The 16,966-nt window shown below is 65.3% G+C and carries 17 protein-coding genes and 1 riboswitch; of the genes, 7 read left to right on the forward strand and 10 right to left on the reverse strand.

Features of this window, described 5'->3' with window-relative positions:
- Positions 1 to 161 precede the first annotated feature (161 nt).
- Positions 162 to 866, reverse strand: coding sequence for a GntR family transcriptional regulator (locus BMI85_RS19695; protein ID WP_078602515.1), 705 nt, complete (start codon positions 864 to 866; stop codon positions 162 to 164).
- A gap of 367 nt (positions 867 to 1,233) precedes the next feature.
- Between BMI85_RS19695 and ehuB the strand changes: the two genes are divergently transcribed.
- From ehuB to BMI85_RS19730, 7 genes are all read left to right on the forward strand, one after another.
- Positions 1,234 to 2,076 carry an ectoine/hydroxyectoine ABC transporter substrate-binding protein EhuB gene (gene ehuB, locus BMI85_RS19700; protein ID WP_078570546.1) on the forward strand — a complete coding sequence of 281 codons (843 nt, stop codon included), beginning with the start codon at positions 1,234 to 1,236 and terminating at the stop codon, positions 2,074 to 2,076.
- Between the two features lie 76 nt (positions 2,077 to 2,152).
- Positions 2,153 to 2,818 carry an ectoine/hydroxyectoine ABC transporter permease subunit EhuC gene (gene ehuC / locus BMI85_RS19705; RefSeq protein WP_078551092.1) on the forward strand — a complete coding sequence of 222 codons (666 nt, stop codon included), beginning with the start codon at positions 2,153 to 2,155 and terminating at the stop codon, positions 2,816 to 2,818.
- A gap of 3 nt (positions 2,819 to 2,821) precedes the next feature.
- A complete protein-coding gene (ehuD, locus tag BMI85_RS19710) occupies positions 2,822 to 3,493 on the forward strand; it encodes an ectoine/hydroxyectoine ABC transporter permease subunit EhuD (RefSeq protein WP_078602475.1) in 672 nt (223 codons plus the stop codon).
- Positions 3,493 to 4,308, forward strand: a complete 816-nt coding sequence (gene ehuA / locus BMI85_RS19715; protein WP_078522757.1) for an ectoine/hydroxyectoine ABC transporter ATP-binding protein EhuA — start codon at positions 3,493 to 3,495, stop codon at positions 4,306 to 4,308. Before ehuD ends, ehuA begins: the two co-directional genes overlap by 1 nt.
- Positions 4,309 to 4,410: 102 nt before the next feature.
- Positions 4,411 to 5,457 carry a pyridoxal-phosphate dependent enzyme gene (locus BMI85_RS19720; protein ID WP_078602476.1) on the forward strand — a complete coding sequence of 349 codons (1,047 nt, stop codon included), beginning with the start codon at positions 4,411 to 4,413 and terminating at the stop codon, positions 5,455 to 5,457.
- Complete coding sequence (locus BMI85_RS19725; RefSeq protein WP_078602477.1) at positions 5,450 to 6,625, forward strand: Xaa-Pro peptidase family protein; 1,176 nt, start codon at positions 5,450 to 5,452, stop codon at positions 6,623 to 6,625. Before BMI85_RS19720 ends, BMI85_RS19725 begins: the two co-directional genes overlap by 8 nt.
- Positions 6,625 to 7,338, forward strand: a complete 714-nt coding sequence (locus BMI85_RS19730; protein WP_078602478.1) for an aspartate/glutamate racemase family protein — start codon at positions 6,625 to 6,627, stop codon at positions 7,336 to 7,338. Before BMI85_RS19725 ends, BMI85_RS19730 begins: the two co-directional genes overlap by 1 nt.
- A 43-nt stretch (positions 7,339 to 7,381) precedes the next feature.
- On the opposite strand, the gene BMI85_RS21220 is transcribed toward BMI85_RS19730, so the two are convergent.
- The 9 genes from BMI85_RS21220 to BMI85_RS19770 form a co-directional block, all read right to left on the reverse strand.
- Positions 7,382 to 7,546 carry a peptidase M23 gene (locus tag BMI85_RS21220; protein ID WP_143595195.1) on the reverse strand — a complete coding sequence of 55 codons (165 nt, stop codon included), beginning with the start codon at positions 7,544 to 7,546 and terminating at the stop codon, positions 7,382 to 7,384.
- Positions 7,543 to 8,031, reverse strand: a complete 489-nt coding sequence (locus tag BMI85_RS19735) for a hypothetical protein (protein ID WP_078551097.1) — start codon at positions 8,029 to 8,031, stop codon at positions 7,543 to 7,545. Before BMI85_RS19735 ends, BMI85_RS21220 begins: the two co-directional genes overlap by 4 nt.
- Before the next feature lie 3 nt (positions 8,032 to 8,034).
- Positions 8,035 to 9,309, reverse strand: a complete 1,275-nt coding sequence (locus tag BMI85_RS19740) for an agmatinase family protein (protein ID WP_146673635.1) — start codon at positions 9,307 to 9,309, stop codon at positions 8,035 to 8,037.
- Positions 9,310 to 9,412: 103 nt separating this feature from the next.
- Positions 9,413 to 10,204 carry an ABC transporter ATP-binding protein gene (locus tag BMI85_RS19745; RefSeq protein ID WP_078602479.1) on the reverse strand — a complete coding sequence of 264 codons (792 nt, stop codon included), beginning with the start codon at positions 10,202 to 10,204 and terminating at the stop codon, positions 9,413 to 9,415.
- On the reverse strand, positions 10,201 to 11,013 hold the full coding sequence (locus BMI85_RS19750) for an ABC transporter permease subunit (RefSeq protein ID WP_078522763.1): 813 nt from the start codon (positions 11,011 to 11,013) through the stop codon (positions 10,201 to 10,203). Before BMI85_RS19750 ends, BMI85_RS19745 begins: the two co-directional genes overlap by 4 nt.
- A gap of 56 nt (positions 11,014 to 11,069) precedes the next feature.
- On the reverse strand, positions 11,070 to 12,137 hold the full coding sequence (locus BMI85_RS19755) for a putative urea ABC transporter substrate-binding protein (protein WP_078602480.1): 1,068 nt from the start codon (positions 12,135 to 12,137) through the stop codon (positions 11,070 to 11,072).
- A 96-nt stretch (positions 12,138 to 12,233) separates the two neighbouring features.
- Positions 12,234 to 12,342, reverse strand: a riboswitch (guanidine-I (ykkC/yxkD leader).
- Between the two features lie 209 nt (positions 12,343 to 12,551).
- On the reverse strand, positions 12,552 to 13,769 hold the full coding sequence (locus tag BMI85_RS19760) for an HlyD family efflux transporter periplasmic adaptor subunit (protein ID WP_078602481.1): 1,218 nt from the start codon (positions 13,767 to 13,769) through the stop codon (positions 12,552 to 12,554).
- A 3-nt stretch (positions 13,770 to 13,772) separates the two neighbouring features.
- Positions 13,773 to 16,136, reverse strand: coding sequence for an ABC transporter permease (locus tag BMI85_RS19765; RefSeq protein WP_168174821.1), 2,364 nt, complete (start codon positions 16,134 to 16,136; stop codon positions 13,773 to 13,775).
- Between the two features lie 4 nt (positions 16,137 to 16,140).
- On the reverse strand, positions 16,141 to 16,845 hold the full coding sequence (locus tag BMI85_RS19770) for an ABC transporter ATP-binding protein (RefSeq protein WP_078602483.1): 705 nt from the start codon (positions 16,843 to 16,845) through the stop codon (positions 16,141 to 16,143).
- Positions 16,846 to 16,966: the final 121 nt, after the last annotated feature.

The raw sequence follows: 16,966 nt of genomic DNA on the forward strand, positions 1-16,966 counted from the left end.
TCCTTCGTCGGCGCCTCCGGGCGTCGCCCCCGGAGACAATCACATCCCTCTCAGTGATCGAACGGACCCGCCGCGCCGCAGTTCCTTGAACAAACCGTGTGCGTTCGAGAGCCGCGCGTGGGGTAAGCCCGGTCACGGAGGCTGCGGCCTCCAGTCGTCCGCTAGGGCGCTTTGATCAGGACGGGCATCCGCGCGAAGCTCATGGAGATATGGCCGCGCCGCATATGGCCGAGCGCATCGAGATCGCCGAGCCGCAAGGCGCGCAGGATGTCGCGCAGCTCGTCATTGTAGATCTCGATCTCCTGCATCAGGTCGATCTGCGAGGCGGTGACCTGCTGCAGCCAGATCCGGGCCGTGCGGAAATACAGCGCCTCCGACATTTCCCTCAGCGGCGCATTCGCGGTCAGGTCCAGCAGGCAGAGGAAGGTATCGCGGTCCAGCTCGGCGAAAGCGCGGGCGGTGGGCGCATCGACAAGGGCGCGGCCGCGTTCCTGAAGCTTGACGAAAGACGCGATCAGCGCGGCGCTTGGCGGCACCGGGTCGAGCGTGGTCTGCAGCACCGTGAGCTCGCGCCGCAGCCGGAAGACCTGAGCCAGTTCGGTGTAATCGACATCGGTGACGAACGTGCCGACCCCATGCATCGAGCGCAGCAACCCGTCATCCTCGAGCCGCGCCAGCACCCGACGCAGCGGTGTCCGCGAGATGCCGAATTCGGACGCCAGCGCGGTTTCCGACAGGCGCATGCCGGGCGGGTAGTCGAGCAGGCAGATGCGGCTACGGATTTCGGCATGGATGAGATCCAAGCGGTCGCGGCCACGCAGTCGTTCCGGTTCGGTTTGCCGGTGGGGCAGGGGTATCTCGTTCATCGGGTTTTGTCGTCTCTTCGCGCGAAGGCCATGATCGGCGGCGGCGGCGCGCAGGTCAATCTGCTTCGTATCAGCTGCCCAAGGCGGATTTTGTCCGCACATACGGAGTTTCATTGCGTAGCGTAAACCGCGCGAGGCGGCAGCGAGGGCCGGCGCAGGTGCAGATGCGCGCCGTTTCCCTCCTCAAAGCTCCGGCATTGGTGCACAACATATGCGCGCAGCCCACTTCGAGCACACGATATCTGTCTGGCAACCCTGTATAATCAATGTGATCTGCTTGACACTCCCCGGAATCTCATAGGTGTTGTGTACATCAAGCGCGGAAGGCTTTCGGCTTTCCGTTAACAAGAGCCAACAGGAGAGACGCATGAAATCGATTTGGAAATCTGTCGCCGCTGCCGGTATGGGCCTCGCGATGAGCGCCACCGCCGCACTGGCCGGACCCCTGATGGACCGTATCAATTCGGGCGAGCCGATCCGCATCGGCTTTGCGAACGAAGTTCCGTGGGCCTATCCGGGCGAAGACAACAAGCCGCTGGGCTTCGTGAACGCCTATGTTCTGGGTGTGCTCCACGAGATGGGCTATGACAACATCACCCCCGTCGTGACCGATTGGGGCGGGCTGATCCCGGGCCTCAACGCGAACCGCTTCGACATGGTCACCGGCGGTCTCTACATCCTCAACTCGCGCTGCCAGAACGTCGCGTTCTCGGAGCCGATGGCGAAGGTGGGCGATGCGTTCATCGTGCCGAAGGGCAACCCGAAGGACCTGAACAACTACGAGCAGGTCGCCAAGGCTGGCGCGACCTTCGTGACGGGTGCGGGCTACAACCAGGTGGAATCCGCAGCCAAGGGCGGCATCGAAGACAGCAATGTCATGACCGTGCCGGGTCCGACCGAAATCCTCGCCGCCGTGAAAGCGGGTCGTGCGGATGCAGGTGGCGTGACCTACTTCACTGCGCAGAACCTCGCCAAGCAGTCGGACGGTTCGGTTGAAGTGTCGGACGTGAGTCAGCTGCCGGAATGGACCCAGAACTGGGTCGGCATCGGCTTCCGCAAGGCGGATCAGGACTTCGTCGACAAGTTCAACGAAGCTCAGAAGAAGTATCTCGGTTCGGACGCGATGATGAAGGCTGTCGAGGAATACGGTTATTCCAAGGACAACCTGCCGGGCGACAAGACTTCGGCTGAAGTCTGCAAGATGCGCTAAGCGCAACTGCTGAAGACATGGACGGGCCAGCGCATGGCCCGTCCATTTTGACATTCACCGCCGGGGCGGGACGGGAATGAGTTACATAGAATTTTTGAAAGAATACGGGCCGCGCTTCTGGGACGGCACGCTCGTGACGGCGGGGCAGTTCTTCCTAGCCTCCGCTCTGGCGATCGTCATCGCGCTTGTTGCCGGGCTTATGAAGCTTTCGCGCAACGGGCTGATCCGGGGCATCGCCGTCGTCTATATCGAAATTTTCCGCGGCACCTCGTTGCTGGTCCAGCTGTACTGGATCTTCTTCGTGCTGCCGCTGTTCGGGCTGACGCTGCCGAAATTCACCGCAGGCTTCGTCGCGGTGGGCATGAACCTTGGCGCTTACGGCGCCGAACTGGTGCGCGGTGGTATCCAATCCGTGCCGAAAGGGCAGTGGGAGGCGGCCTATGCGCTGTCGATGAGCCCGATGAGGCGGATGTGGCGGATCATCCTGCCGCAGGCGTTCGTCAACATGCTGCCGCCGTGGGGCAACCTGCTGATCGAACTGCTGAAGAACACCGCGCTGGTCGCGCTGATCTCCGTGTCGGACCTGATGTTCGAAGCGAAGCAGATCAACGGCTCCACCTTCCTCTCGGCGCAGACCTTCGGCACCGCGCTGATCATCTACTACGTCTTCGCGCGCTTCATCGTGACGCCGTTCATGCGCTGGCTGGAGCTGGTCATGCGGCGCAAGCTGGGGAGGGCCTGATCCATGGGGTTCAACTGGAACTGGGAATTCACTTGGGAAATCCTGCCCAAGCTGATGCATGCGACGCTCAATACGCTGATGGCGGCGGGCTTCGGCTATGCCATCGCGGTGGTGCTGGGCATGGTCTTCGCGCTGGCCCAACGCACGCCCTACTGGGCGCTGACCAAGGTCGTGCGCGAATTCATCGAGTTCATCCGCTCGACGCCGCTGATCCTGCAGATCTTCTTCGTCTATTACGTCGGCCCGCAATTCGGCCTGAAACTGGGGCCGTGGACGGCAGGCATGATCGCGATCGGTCTGCACTATTCGGCCTATCTGTCGGAGGTCTATCGCGGCGGTCTCGACGCGGTGCCGAAAGGCCAATGGGAGGCCTGCACCGCGCTCAACATGTCGACCCGCGACACCTATTGGCGCATCGTCATCCCGCAGGCCATTCCGCCCGCGCTGGCGGGGATGGGCAACTACCTCGTGGGGATCTTCAAGGATACGCCGATGCTCTCGGTGATCGGGGTGGCCGAACTGATGCACACCGCGAATGCGATCGGCTCGTCGAGCTATCGCTATCTCGAACCCTATACGCTGGTGGGGATCATCTTCCTCGCCATCTCGCTTCCCACCGCTGCCCTGATCCGCGTCTTCGAGGATCGCGTGCGGCGTAAACTCGGATTGAAATGATGGAAGACCTTTCGAACTATCCGCTCGAACTGACGGGCGACAATGTGCCGATGGTGCGGTTCCTGAAAGTCACCAAGCGCTATGGCGATCTGGTGGTGCTCGACCAGCTCGATCTCGACGTGGCCGAGGGGGAAATGGTCACGATCATCGGCCCCTCCGGCTCGGGCAAGACGACCGTGCTGCGGATGCTGATGACGCTCGAGACGATCAACGAGGGCGTGATCTACGTGGACGGCAAGCCGCTGACCCATATGGAGAAGAACGGCAAGCTGGTGCCCGCAGACCGCAAATATCTGCGCAAGGCGCGCAGCCAGATCGGCATGTGTTTCCAGCATTTCAATCTCTTCCCGCATATGACCGCGCTGGAGAATTGCATGGAAGGGCCGGTGCAGGTTCTGGGCATGAAGAAGGCCGAGGCGCGCGAACGGGCCGAGGAACTGCTGGAGCTCGTGGGCATGTCCGACAAGCGCGACCAACACCCCTCGCGGCTCTCGGGCGGGCAGCAGCAGCGCGTCGCGATCGCGCGCGCGCTGGCGATGCGCCCCAAGGTGATGCTGTTCGACGAGGTGACCTCCGCGCTCGACCCAGAGGTGATCGGCGAGGTGACCAATGTGATCCGGTCGCTCGTGGAGAAGCACAATCTGACGATGCTGATGGTGACGCACCAGATGGGCTTCGCGAAGGACATCTCGGATCGGGTCTGCTTCTTCTTCGACGGCAAGATCGAAGAGCAGGGCGCCCCCGAGGATCTGTTCGGCAACCCGCAGAAAGAGCGCACGCAGCAATTCCTCTCGGCGGTGAAAGAGGCCGACTGACGCGCCTCACGATTTCGCGCAATGGCCTTTCTGAAAAGGTCATTGCGTGCGCGGACGTCTCGTTGCCTTATGGGCCTGCTTCCATCGCAGCGAGGGGCCGACATGCCGATCATCATAGACAATCCCTGGCGCGGTGACGGGCTCGATCCGGAGGGTGTTCAGCCCATCGCGGATGCCTCGGGCGTGGCCCGCCTGCTCGCCCAATGTCCGGCCCATCGCGAGACCCCGCTGCGTGCGGCGCCCGAGATTGCGCAGCTTGCCCGGGTCGGCAAGGTCTGGATCAAGGACGAGCGTGAGCGCATGGGGCTCGGCAGCTTCAAGGCGCTGGGCGCGGTCCATGCGATTGCCCGGGAGGCGGCGGCGCGGGCCGAAGGCGACGACCTGCAGACGGCCCTCGCCGGTGAGACCTATGTCGCGGCCAGTGCGGGCAATCATGGACTGTCGGTCGCAGCAGGTGCGCGGATATTCGGGGCCCGCGCGATCATCTATCTGGCCGAGACCGTGCCCGCCGCCTTCGCCGCGCGGTTAGAGGCACGCGGGGCCGAGGTCGTGCGCGCTGGCGCGGAGTATCAAGCTAGCATGGAGGCCGCCGAGGCGGCCGCGGCGGAGAACGGCTGGACGCTTCTGTCGGACAGCTCGTGGGAGGGCTATGTCGACCTGCCGCTGCGGGTGATGGAGGGCTACACCCAGCTTGCCGCCGAGGCCGTCGCGCAGATCGACGCGCCGCCGACGCATATTCTTTTGCAGGCCGGGGTGGGCGGTCTCGCGGCCGCCGTCGCGGCGCATGCGCGGCTCGCTTGGGGCGACGGGCCTGAGATCATCGTGGTCGAACCCGATGCGGCGCCTGCGCTGATTGAGAGCATTCGCGCAGGGCATCTGGTGAGCACGGAAGGGCCGGTTTCCGCGATGGGGCGGCTCGATTGCAAGACGCCCTCGATGGTGGCGCTGGCGAGTCTGTCGCGCGATGCGGATCGCTTCGCCACGATCACCGAAGCCGAGGCGCAGTCCGGCGTCGACATCCTCGCGGAGCACGGTCTGGCCACGACGCCTTCGGGTGGGGCCGGGCTGGCGGCTCTGCTTGCCGGGCTGTCGCTGGGTCCCGAGGCGCGCGTGCTGGCGATCCTAAGCGAAGGCCCGGAAGATGGCTGAGCGCTCGCTCATCTTCCCGGCGGAGGAGTATCGCACCCGCGTCAGCCGACTTCAGGTCGAGATGAGCGCACAGGGTCTGGATGCGCTGTTCCTGACCTCGGCTGCGGATATCTTCTACGTCACGGGCTTCCTGACTCGGTTCTGGGAAAGTCCCGCGCGCCCGTGGTTCGTGATCGTTCCGGCCATCGGTGCGCCGGTCGCGGTGATCCCCTCCATCGGGGCGGAACTGATGGGCCGCACATGGATGACGCAAGTTCGCACTTGGGAGGCACCCGATCCGACGGATGACGGGGTGAGCCTGCTTGCCGAGACGCTCTGCGATCTGCTGCCCGACAGCGCGCGGATCGGGGTGCCGATGGGGCTGGAGACGCAGCTGCGGATGCCGCTCGCGGATTACGCGCGGCTCGGGGAGCGTATCGCGCCGCGGCGCTTCATCGACGGCACCGCCGCGATCCAGCGGGTGCGCGAGATCAAGAGCACGGCCGAGATCGAGAAAATCCGCACGGCCTGCGCCATCGCGGGTCGCGCTTTCGACCGTGTGCCGGAATTCGCGGGGCAGCGGCGTCCGCTCGACGGGATATTCCGTGCCTTCCAATCGGCGCTTCTGGAGGGGGGCGCCGACTGGGTCAGCTATGTCGCCGGGGCAGCGGGGCCGTCGGGCTATGACGATGTGATCTCGCCTGCCGGGCCCGAGCCGCTGCAGGCGGGCGATGTGCTGATGCTGGATACCGGCGCGGTGCGCGACGGGTATTTCTGCGATTTCGACCGCAATTTCTCGGTCGGCCCGGCGTCGGATCCTGTGCGGCGAACTCATGCTGCGCTCTGGGAGGCGACCGAGGCGGTGATGGGGCAACTGCGGCCCGGGATGCGGGCGAATGATGCGCATCGTCTGCTGGTCGAAGGGCTGTCGGCGCGCGGTGTCGCGGCGGGTGGTGGGCGTCTGGGCCACGGGCTGGGGATCACGCTGACGGAATGGCCGTCCTTCACCCCGCGCGACGACACGGAACTGCGCGAGGGCATGGTGCTGACGCTGGAACCCGGCGCTTGGGTCGAGACTGCGGATGGCCCGCGCCGCCTGTTGGTCCATGAGGAAAACATCGTCCTGCGCGCGACCGGGGCGGAACTGCTGTCGCCGCGTGCGCCCGAAACCCTGCCGGAGCTGAGCTGATGGCCGATTTCCCCTATCGTCTTCGCGAAGACGCCACGCCAACGATGGGGCTGATCGTGCTGCGCGTGGACGAGACCATCGAGGATGAATTCCGCCGCTACATTCCGCCGGGCGATGCGCGGATGCATGTCACGCGCGTCCATTCGGGCGATGACCTGACCCCGTCGAGCATCGCCGAGATGGAGCGTGCGTTGAGCGGCGCGGCGGAGCTGCTGCCGCCTGCGGCGAAGTTCGATGTGGTGGGCTATGGCTGCACCTCGGGCGCAGCGCTGATCGGGCCGATTGAGGTACGGGCGAATGTCATGGCGGGGGTGACGACGCGGCATGTGACCGATCCGCTGAGCGCCGCGCTGGCGGCGATCTCAGATCTGGGGTTGGAGCGGGTGGGCATCGTCTCGCCCTATGTCGCCTCGGTCGCGGAGCCTTTGCGGACGGCCTTCGTCGCCGCGGGGATCACCGTTCCAGCGACCCTGTCTTTCGGCGAGGAGGTGGAGGCGCGGGTGGCGCGGATCGACCCGGCTTCGATCGCGGAAGCCGCGCGGAGCCTAGCAGGGCAGGCCAAGCTGGACGGGATTTTCCTGTCATGCACCAACCTGCGCACGCGGGGGATTTTGCCGGAGCTGAAAGCGGAGCTTGGGATGCCGGTGCTCAGCTCAAATCAGGCGCTGGCCTGGCATATGCGAAAGCTCGCGGGGCTCCGGGTGCCGGAGTGAACAAGGCGCCCGTCGGGGCGCCTTGTTGGGTCGTTTCGAAAAATCAGCGGCGCGATCTGACGAATTCGACGATGCCATAGACCGCGAGGGCGGCGACGCCGACGATCAGCATCGGCTCGACACCGTGGGTATGGAATTGCGTGCCGGAATGCGCGAGGGCCGGGCTGGCGAGCGTTGCGCCCAGAAGCGTTGCGAAGCTGGTCTTCATTGGTCGATCTCTTTCTTGCGTTGGGTGAGGAAGTCGCGGATGTCGAGGACGGATTTCTCGTCCATCGACACGTAGATCAGCGACATGTTGGTGCGTTCACGGACCATTTCGCCCGGGAACGGAAGGTAGGACAGTTCGCGCGAGCCGAAGGAGGGCGAGGCGGTGCCCACCTGCCATTCGGTCTTGAGCTCCACATCCACGAGTTTCAGCGACTTCGGCCCCGTGGACGAAGGACGCTCGAAGGGGACGCCCGCGAGCTTGAGATAGCTCGTCTTGTCGGAGGCCTGCATGAAGCCGTCGATGAACTGCGTGGCCAGAACCTGCAGGTCCGCCGCCTCGTCCTCATGATGCATGTGGCTGTGCAGATGCTCGCCATGGGCGTGGTTGTGGCCATGCCCGTGATGCGCGTGATCATGGGAATGCCCGTGGCTGTGCCCGTGATCGTGGTGGTGATGGTGCCCGTGAGGGGCGTGATCATGCGGCATGGCTCAGCCCACCTTATGCGGTTCGGAATTCGACCAGCGCTTGCCCTCAAACTCGCCATGGGGCAGCGACACGGGCTTGTCGATATGCTTGCGATGCGCGCCCAGCTTGCCATTGGCCACCAGCGAGCCCAGCACATCCACGATCACCCGCGTACCCATCAGCGCGGTGATGTCGGACACGTCATAGGGCGGCGCGACCTCGACCAGTTCCATCCCGCAGATGCCTTCGGCGGCGATACCCGAGGCCAGCGCCAGCGCCTCGCGCGGCAGGAAGCCACCCGGTTCGGGCCAGCCGGTGCCGGGCACGAAGCCGCAATCGATGGAGTCGATATCGAAGGACATGTAGACCATGTCGACGCCGTCCCACGCCATCTCCAGCGCCATCTCGATCGTCTTGTCGATGCCCATCTTCTCCATGTCGCCCATGGTGATGATGTTGGTCTCACGCTCGCGTGCGACCTTCACCGCCTCGCGCGGGACCTGCCAGCCGCCGATGCCGATCTGCACGAGGTTCTTCGCGGGCACGTTGGGCAGGTTGGTCGAGTGGAACCACGGCGTGGTATGCATCCGCTCGTCGAGGTCTTTTTCCTGAATGTCGGCATGGCGGTCGAAATGGACGATGCCGATCTTCTTCGAGGTGCATTCGGCGATGCCGCGCACGCAGGGAAAGCCGATCGAGTGGTCGCCGCCGATCATGATCGGGAGCGAGCCCGAGGAGAAGACGTGGCTGACCGCGCGGCTGATCTGGTCGAAGCTCTTCTCGATATTCGCCGGGATGGTGAACACGTCGCCCGCATCGCAAAGCGTCATCTGCTCGCGCAGGTCGACGCCGATCTCGTAGTTGTAAGGCGTGTAGAGCGCGGAGATCTTGCGCACGCCCTGCGGCCCGAAGCGGGTCCCCGCGCGGTAGGTGGTGCCGCCGTCGAAGGGGATGCCCAGCACGGTCGCGTCGTAATGCGAGACCTCCAGCACGTCCTCGGCATAGGGCGCTTTCAGGAAGGTGTTGATGCCCGCGTAGTGCGGCAGCTCGCCGCGTGCGAAGGTCGGGATCGACTTGTCCTCGATGCTGTCCGCGCCGGTCAGACCCATGCGCAGCGCCCAGCGGCGTTCCTCGTCCCAGCGGCCCTCGGGGAGTTCCGCCTCTTTGCGCATCGCCTTCCAGCCGGCGAGCTTGGTCAGGTCCGGGTGGTGCTGGCGGCGCTCGCGCAGGGCATGCGCCGCGATGGCCGCTTGCGGGTGGTGCGGGCGCGATCGCCCGCCTGGCAGGTCATGGAACATCTCTGTCTCCAATCTATCGAAGCCCCGGATCGGGGCAGGCTGTCTGGACCTTGGCGGCGGCCCGCGCGCGGGGCCCAGCGGCGCGCGCGGTGAAACTTTGATCTCAGTCCGGCAGGGGCGCGGGTTCGCCTTGCGCGGCCAGAGACGGGATCGTGTCGAGGATGTGCTGATACGGAATGCCGTGATCGCGGGCGTCGAAATCATAGGTGATCGTCGCGCCGTAACGTTCGGGATAATCCGGATCCCAGCGGGTCTTGTCGAACACGAGAACGCGGTCGCCCAGCTTGAAGCCCTCGCCCAGATCATGCGTGACCATGAAGACGGTCATGCTGGTCTCGGCGCGCAGCTGCGTCAGGAACTCATGCATCGAGAGCCGCGTGCCCGGATCGAGCGCGCCGAAGGGCTCGTCGAGCAGCAGGATGCGCGGGCGTGCATGCAGCGCCTGCCCGATGGCGAGGCGTTGCTGCATCCCGCCCGAGAGGGTCGAGGGGTAGTTCTTCGCCACATGGGCCAGCCCGATCCGTTCGAGAACCTCATCGGCGCGCGCCCGGGCCTCGCGCAGCTTCGCGCCGCGAAACCAGCCCCAGCCTTTCGGGAAACTCTCGGCGGCGACGATGTTGTCGCGCACGGTCATATGCGGGAAGACCGAGTATTTCTGAAACACCACGCCGCGCTCGCGCCCCGGTTCGCGCGCAGGCGTGCCGCCATCGACGGTGATGCGCCCGCGCGTGGGCGTCTCGTCGGCCAGCAGAAGCCGCAGGAAGGTGGATTTGCCGCAGCCGGATGCGCCGACGATCGAGACGAACTCGCCCTCGGCCACGTCGAGATTGACGCGTTCGATGATCGGACGACCGTCGTATTCCTGGAAGACATCGCGGACGGTGACGAAGCTCATAGCCCACCTCCCAGCCACGGGAAGGCTTTGCGCGAGAGCGTCTTGAGCGCGAAGTCGATTAGGAAGGCGAGCAGCGTGATCCAGATGACGTAGGTCAGGATGATATCCATCGCGAGGTAACGCCGGACGAGGAAGATGCGGTAGCCAAGGCCGACCTCGGCCGCGACGGCTTCGGCGGCGATGAGGAACAGCCAAGCCGCGCCGAGTGACAGGCGGATGGCCGCGATCAGGCGCGGCAGGATTTGCGGCAGCACCACGCGCAGCGCGATCACCCAGGTGGAGGCCCCCAATGTCTGCGCCTTCACGATCTCTTCGTGCGGAATGTCGAGCACCCGCTGCGAGAGGTCGCGGATCAGGAAGGGCGTGATGCCGATGACGATCAGCACGATTTTCGAAGTCTCGCCCAGCCCGAAAACGATGAAGAGGATCGGCAGCAGCGCCAGCGGCGGCACCATCGAGAGCACCGCGACGAAGCTGGACAATCCGCGCCGGACGTAAGGCAGCAACCCGATCCCGACGCCGACCGTCAGGGAGATCAGCGCGCCGATGCCGACACCGAAGGCCAGACGCCGCAGGCTCGCGAAAGTATCGGCCCAGAGGAGGATTTCGCCGGTGCGTTTGTTCGGCTCGGTGAAGAGCCGCCCGGCGGTGTTCATGATAGTCTCGGGCGCGGGTAGAAGCTTGTCTTGCGGGTTCGCCGCAAGCCGGATTTCCGAGCCGATCCAATAGGCGATCAGCACCGCCACGAAGGGCAGCGCGGCCAGCAGGATGCCGGTGGGCCGGGTCGGATGTCGGTTGAGCAGACGCATGGGCGCTTTCGGCAATTGTCGGAAAAGGGCCCGGCCCGAAGGCCGGGCACGTCAGATCAAAGCGCGCCGTCGGCCGCCATTTGCATGTAGGTCGTGTCGAAGCGCAGCTTCACATTGCCTTCGTCGCCCGTGACTTTGCCGTCGGGATACTCGACGCCTACGAAATCGGCCGAGGGCGCATCGACGCCAAGGATGCCCTTGTCGAACAGGAAGTTCGCGACCGTCGTCATGGTCTCGGGCATCTCGGCGCTCGAAGCCTGCTCGACCGCCTTGGCCGGATCGTAGAACATCGCCGTCGCGGCGAGCTGGGCCTTGTAGCCCTCAAGATCGGTGCCGGCGGCTTCGGCCATCGCGGTCAGGGCCTCTTCGTCGCCTGCGGCCATCTTCGACATGACCTCATACCAGGCGCCGACCACGGCCTTGCCGAAATCGGGATTGTCCTTGAGCGTCTCGGTATTCACCACCATCAGATCGAGGATCTCACCCGGGATCTGCGAGCTGTCGAAGAGCTTGTTCGCATCGGGGTTGGTGTCGAGGATTTCCGACACGAGCGGGTTCCACGTCACGACCGTCTCGACCTCGGGGGTCGCGAAAGCGGCGATCATGTCGGCGTCGGAGGTGTTCACGACACCGGCCAAATCCTTCTCGGCCAGCCCGGCCTTGTCGAGCGCGCGCGCCAGCAGGTAATGCGAGACCGACAGCTCGACGAGGTTCACCTTGGTGTCCTTCAGCTCCTCGATCGAGGTCGCTTTCTTCGAGATGATCGCGTCATTGCCGTCGGAATAGTCGCCGACGATCAGCGCGGTCGTGTCGACACCGCCGCCCGACGGGATCGAGAGCGTGTCCATGTTGGTCGCGGAGACGCCGTCGAAGCCGCCCGCGGTGTATTGGTTGATCGATTCCACGTAGTCGTTGATCTGAACGATATCGACGGTGATGCCGTATTTCTCGGCCCATTTGTCCATGATCCCCGAGCTGTCCAGATAGCCCCAGGGCATCCAGCCGGCATAGATCGACCATGCGAGTTTGAAATCGGTTTTCTGCTCGGCCATCGCGGGCGAGAGAGAGGCGGCGAGAACGCCCAAGCTGAGGGCCGTGGCGGACAGGAATTTCGTTCTGGTCATGGTCTTCCCCGTTGGCATGCGTCCCGCCTTTTTATGGCGTAGAGGCCGACCCGCTGGCGGAACAAGAGATGAGGCGCGGGTCAGACCTGCGCAGTAATCTCCCGGGATTTTGGCCCGCCGTGTGCCCGCACGGAATTTGCCGCGTGGGTGGCACTTCTCGGACCAGACCTGCCTTATCGGCAACGGAACCCTAAGCGCCCTGCACCCTCATTCGGGCATGACCTTGGTGCGTTTCCAAAGGTGGAGAGGGGGCAAAAGCCGCCTCGATTGCGCCCCGCATGGCATTTGGGCGCAAAAAACTCTCAAGTGATGGTTTTTTGAGCGTCGCCCCAAGCATATTTGATCGGTTGGTGCCCTTTTCGTGCGGCTTCGTGATTCCTCGCGAGGTGGTTGGGGCGGGGCATGAGGCGCAGCTCAACCGCCGGATCGGGCCTCCACCGGTGCGCCGTCTTCCAGCGTCTCGACCGGATAGAGTACAACCTTGTCGCCCTCGCTCAGACCGTCCTGAAGCTCGGCATAGGTGCCGTTGTCCGTCCCGATTTTCACGTTCACTTCCCGCGCGCGCCCGTCCTCGACCTTGAAGACGGCCCAGCCGGTGCCGCGCCGGAACAGGGCGCTCGACGGGACGCGCAGCGCGTCGGGGTTCTGCCAGACCACGATCCGGGCGGTCACCTGAAAGCCGTGGCCCAGACCGGCCCGCTGTGCGGCATCGCCGGTAAAGGCGATGACCACGCCGACGCGTTGTTCCTCGACGCCCAAGGCGGAGACCTTCGTCGTGCCCGAAGGATCGATGCGGGCCACCTTGCCCTCGAGTACATCCGGCCCGCCCCAATCGGTGATCTCCACCGGATCGTTGAGGCGCACGCGCACCGCGTCACGCGACAGAAGATCGGCCACCACTTCGAGCCCCTCCGAGATGTCGCCGATCTCCATGATCGGGGAGCCCGCAGAGAGCACGGTCTCGTTTTCCTGCAGGATTTGCAGCACCGTTCCGGTCGCGGGGGCATAAAGCGGGATCGGCTCGACCCCGTCGCTGTTGTTCGCGGCGGCGTCGTTCTGCAGCACGGATTTCGCCGAGGCCAGCGCCGCCTCGCGCATCGCGATGGCAGCTTTCGCCGCGGCTTCCTGCGCGGCGGCGTAATCGGCATTGATCTGATCGCGGTCCAGCTTGGACTGGCTGATCGTGCCGGAAAGCGCGAGCCGCTGCGACCGCGCGAGATCGCTATCGGCCTGTTCGCGCATCGCGACGGCGGCGCGGTAATCGCCCTCGGCGGCGCTCAGCGCGGCTTGAGCCTCGGCCAGCGCGGCCTCCGCCTGCGCCCGGCTGCGCGCATCCAGCACGGCGGGCAGGGCAGGGCGCATCCGGGCGACGACCGTCTCATTCGCGACGACATGATCGCCGACATGGATATCGAGCCGCTGCAGCCTGCCGCTCACCGGGGTCGAGACCGTGTAGCTTTCGCTGACGCGGGTCCGGCCATCATCCTCGATCACGAGCTTCATCGGACCGCGCGTGACCTCGCCCATATCGACGGTCTGCGGCTGCGGCCAAAGCAGCGCGGCAATTGCGCCCGCCGCGATCAGGCCGATCAGGATGAGAATGAGCCATCTGGTCCGGGGTTTTGGTGTCACGGGTCAGTCCCTCGCCTTGAGCGCCGAAATCATGTTCAACCGATCCAGCGCGCGGCGCAACATCAGGATCGAGGCCAGCGTCGCCGAGACCACGACCAGCACCGCCGTCGCGATGCTGGGCAGATCGAAGCTGACGCTGACCCGGTAGAGTTCATTGGAGAAAACGCGTGCGATCAACTTGGCAAGCGTCCAGCCGAACCAGATGCCGACCGGGAGCGCGCAGGCGACCAGCACCGTGATCTCTCCGGCCAGGATCAGCGTCACCTCTCCGCGGGTGAAGCCAAGGACGCGTAGGCTCGCCAATTCATGCGCGCGTTCGGCGAATGCGTTGCGCGCGGCGTTGTAGACGATGCCGAAGCTCAGCACGAAGGCGATCGCGCCGAAAACGAAGCGCATCTGGCCCGCGCCCTCGTCGGCGATTTCCCGGAACGCCGCCAAGCTGTCGGATTTGATCGAGACGCCCGCGACCTTGGGGCGCTCGCGCAGCTCGTGCAGAAGCTCCGGCGACGGGGCGCCCTCGGTGCGGATCGAGACCGAGGTGATCCGGTCCGCCTCGCCGACGGCCCGGGTCAGCGAGTCGAGGCGCATATAGGCCGGAGCGCCCAGCAGGGTGTCGGAGATCGCCGCGACCGGCAGCGAGAGGGTCCGCTTGCGGCCTTCGGTGACTTCGGCGGTGAGGTTTTCGCCCGGCTGAAGTTTCAGCACATCCGCGAGCCCCCGCGAGATCACGACTCCTTGCGCGGGCAAGGCGATCGGCTCCAGATCGGGCCGCAGCGCGCGGTTGAGCTGCGCATCCTCGGACAGGCCGGTCAGTTCGCCGCGATGGGTGATGACGCCGTTACGGAAGAGGACCGGCACGTAGCGCGTCGGCTCGGCCTCCAGCACGCCGGGCAGGTGCGCGATCTCATGTGTCACATCGCGCGAGACGGGATGGATGAAGCTCACCGTCGCATCCGAGCGGTCGGCAAAGCCGAAGGTGACATCCATCGTGTGATCGAAGCCCGAATAGATCATCAGCATCGCCATGTTCAACGCAAGGCCGGCGGCCACGCCAGCGACCGTGCCGAGGCTGCGTACAGGTTGCCGCGTGATCTGGCGCAGGATCATCCGCCCCGGTTGGTCGAAGACCTTCGTGACGGTCGCGAGGAAGCCGACGCGGCCATGGGTGAAATCGGGCGGGGCTGGGGGGCGCATCGCCTCGGCGGGCGTCAGGCGGAACACCGTGCGCAGCGCAATCGCTGCACCGAGCGCGGCGGCGAGCAGCGAGAAGGCGAGGCCCCCAGCGAAGGGGCCGGGATGCATCGAGAAGACGAGATAGGGAAATTTGTAGAATTCCATGTAGAGCCCGGTGATCGAGCGCCCCAGCATCACGCCCAGTGCCGATCCGAGCAGCGCGCCCGCAAAGGCGATCATCAGCGCCATTTCGAGGTAGTGCCCCGCGATCTCCGCCCCGCTATGGCCGAAGGCTTTCATCAACCCGATCTCGCGCCGCTCGGCCTGCACGATCCGGGTGATCGTGACATTGAGCAGGAAAGCCGCAACGGCGAGGAAAATCGGCGGCAGAAACACCCGCGACTGGCGCAGGCCTTTGAGTTCTTCCTCGATGAAGCGCGCCGAGGTCTGCTGGTCCTGCACATAGCCCGCGCCGCCGCCATAGGGCGCCATCAGCCGGTCGAGATCGGCGAGCACCGCCTTGCGGGGCCGCTCCCGCGTGGTGAGCGCCAGCACCTCGTTGAACGCGCCGTCGAGATCGAGAACGGCGGCAGCGGCCTTACGCTCCATCCAGATCACGGCGAAGCGGCCATCGGTCGGGAAGAATTCGCCCGGCGCGGGCATGAACAGAAACTCCGGTGCACGGGCGAAACCGACGACCTGCAGTTTTTGGTGGCGGCCCTCGACGGTGACGCCGAGCGTATCTCCAAGCGCGATCCCGCGTGCGGCTGCGAACGTGTCGAGCAGCACGACCTCGTCGCTGCGCCCGGCGATGGGCTTGCGTCCCGCCGTCATCAGGATGCCATTGAGCCCCGCCGCACCGGGCAGCGACAGGATGCGCGCCTGCACCGGCTCGCCGCCGTCTGCATCGATCCGGCCGAAGCCGCTGATACGGCCTTCGGCGGCCAGCACGCCGGGAATGGCGTTGACCTGTTCCATCATCGAGCTGGGCGCGCGGGTGAGCGGCTCGAAAACCTGCGCCAGCCGGTGCCGCTCGAAATAGGCGTCGCGGGTGACGGTGAGCGTATCGGTCAGGCCCGCCATCATCACCTGCACCATCACGCCCAGAGCGACGACCGCCGAGATCGCCAGCGCCTGCGCCCGGATGCGCCAGAGGTCGCGGAACAGCTTGCGATGGAGGACGGTCAGGGCCATCGGCTCACCATTCGATCTCGGCAGGATCGGCGCGGGTCTCGTTGACGATCGTCTCGCGCAGCTGGCCATCGGTGAAATGCAGCACGCGATGCGCCATCGCCGCCGTCGCCGCCGCATGGGTGACGATCAGCACGGTGGTGCCCAGCTCGCGGTTCACATCGTCGAGTACCTGCAGCACGCGCCGCCCCGTCGTGCTGTCGAGCGCGCCGGTCGGCTCGTCGCAAAACAGCACCGCCGGACGCTTCGCGATGGCGCGCGCGATGGCGACGCGCTGCTGCTCGCCGCCCGACATCTGCGCCGGGAAATGGTCGAGCCGTCCCTCCAGCCCCACCAGCCGTAGCGCCTCGCCGGCATCCATCGGGTCATGCGAAATCTCGGTCACCAGATCGACATTCTCGCGCGCGGTGAGGCTGGGCATCAGGTTGTAGAACTGGAAGACGAAGCCGACATGGCTGCGCCGGTATTGCGTCAGCGCGCGGTCGGACATCTCGGTCAGGTTCTGATCGCCGAACCACGCCTGACCCGAGCTTGGCCTGTCGAGCCCGCCGATGATGTTGAGAAAGGTGGATTTGCCGCTGCCCGAGGGGCCCAGCAGCACGACGACCTCGCTGCGCGGAATTTCCAGCGTCACCTCTCGGAGCGCGTGAACCGCGGCAGGACCTTCGCCGTAGGTCTTCGACAATGCTTCGGTGCGAAAGGCAGGCTGCACGCTCGGCCTCTTGAGATAGATCGGGCAGAGTGCCCAATCCGGATCAGATCACAGCTTCTTCAGGCAGTCAAAATTTGTCGGCTCTGGCGGGGAGTTGAGCGCTTCAGGGTGACCCCGACGC

The sequence above is a fragment of the Thioclava sp. DLFJ4-1 genome (assembly GCF_002020145.1).
Lineage (GTDB): Bacteria > Pseudomonadota > Alphaproteobacteria > Rhodobacterales > Rhodobacteraceae > Thioclava > Thioclava sediminum.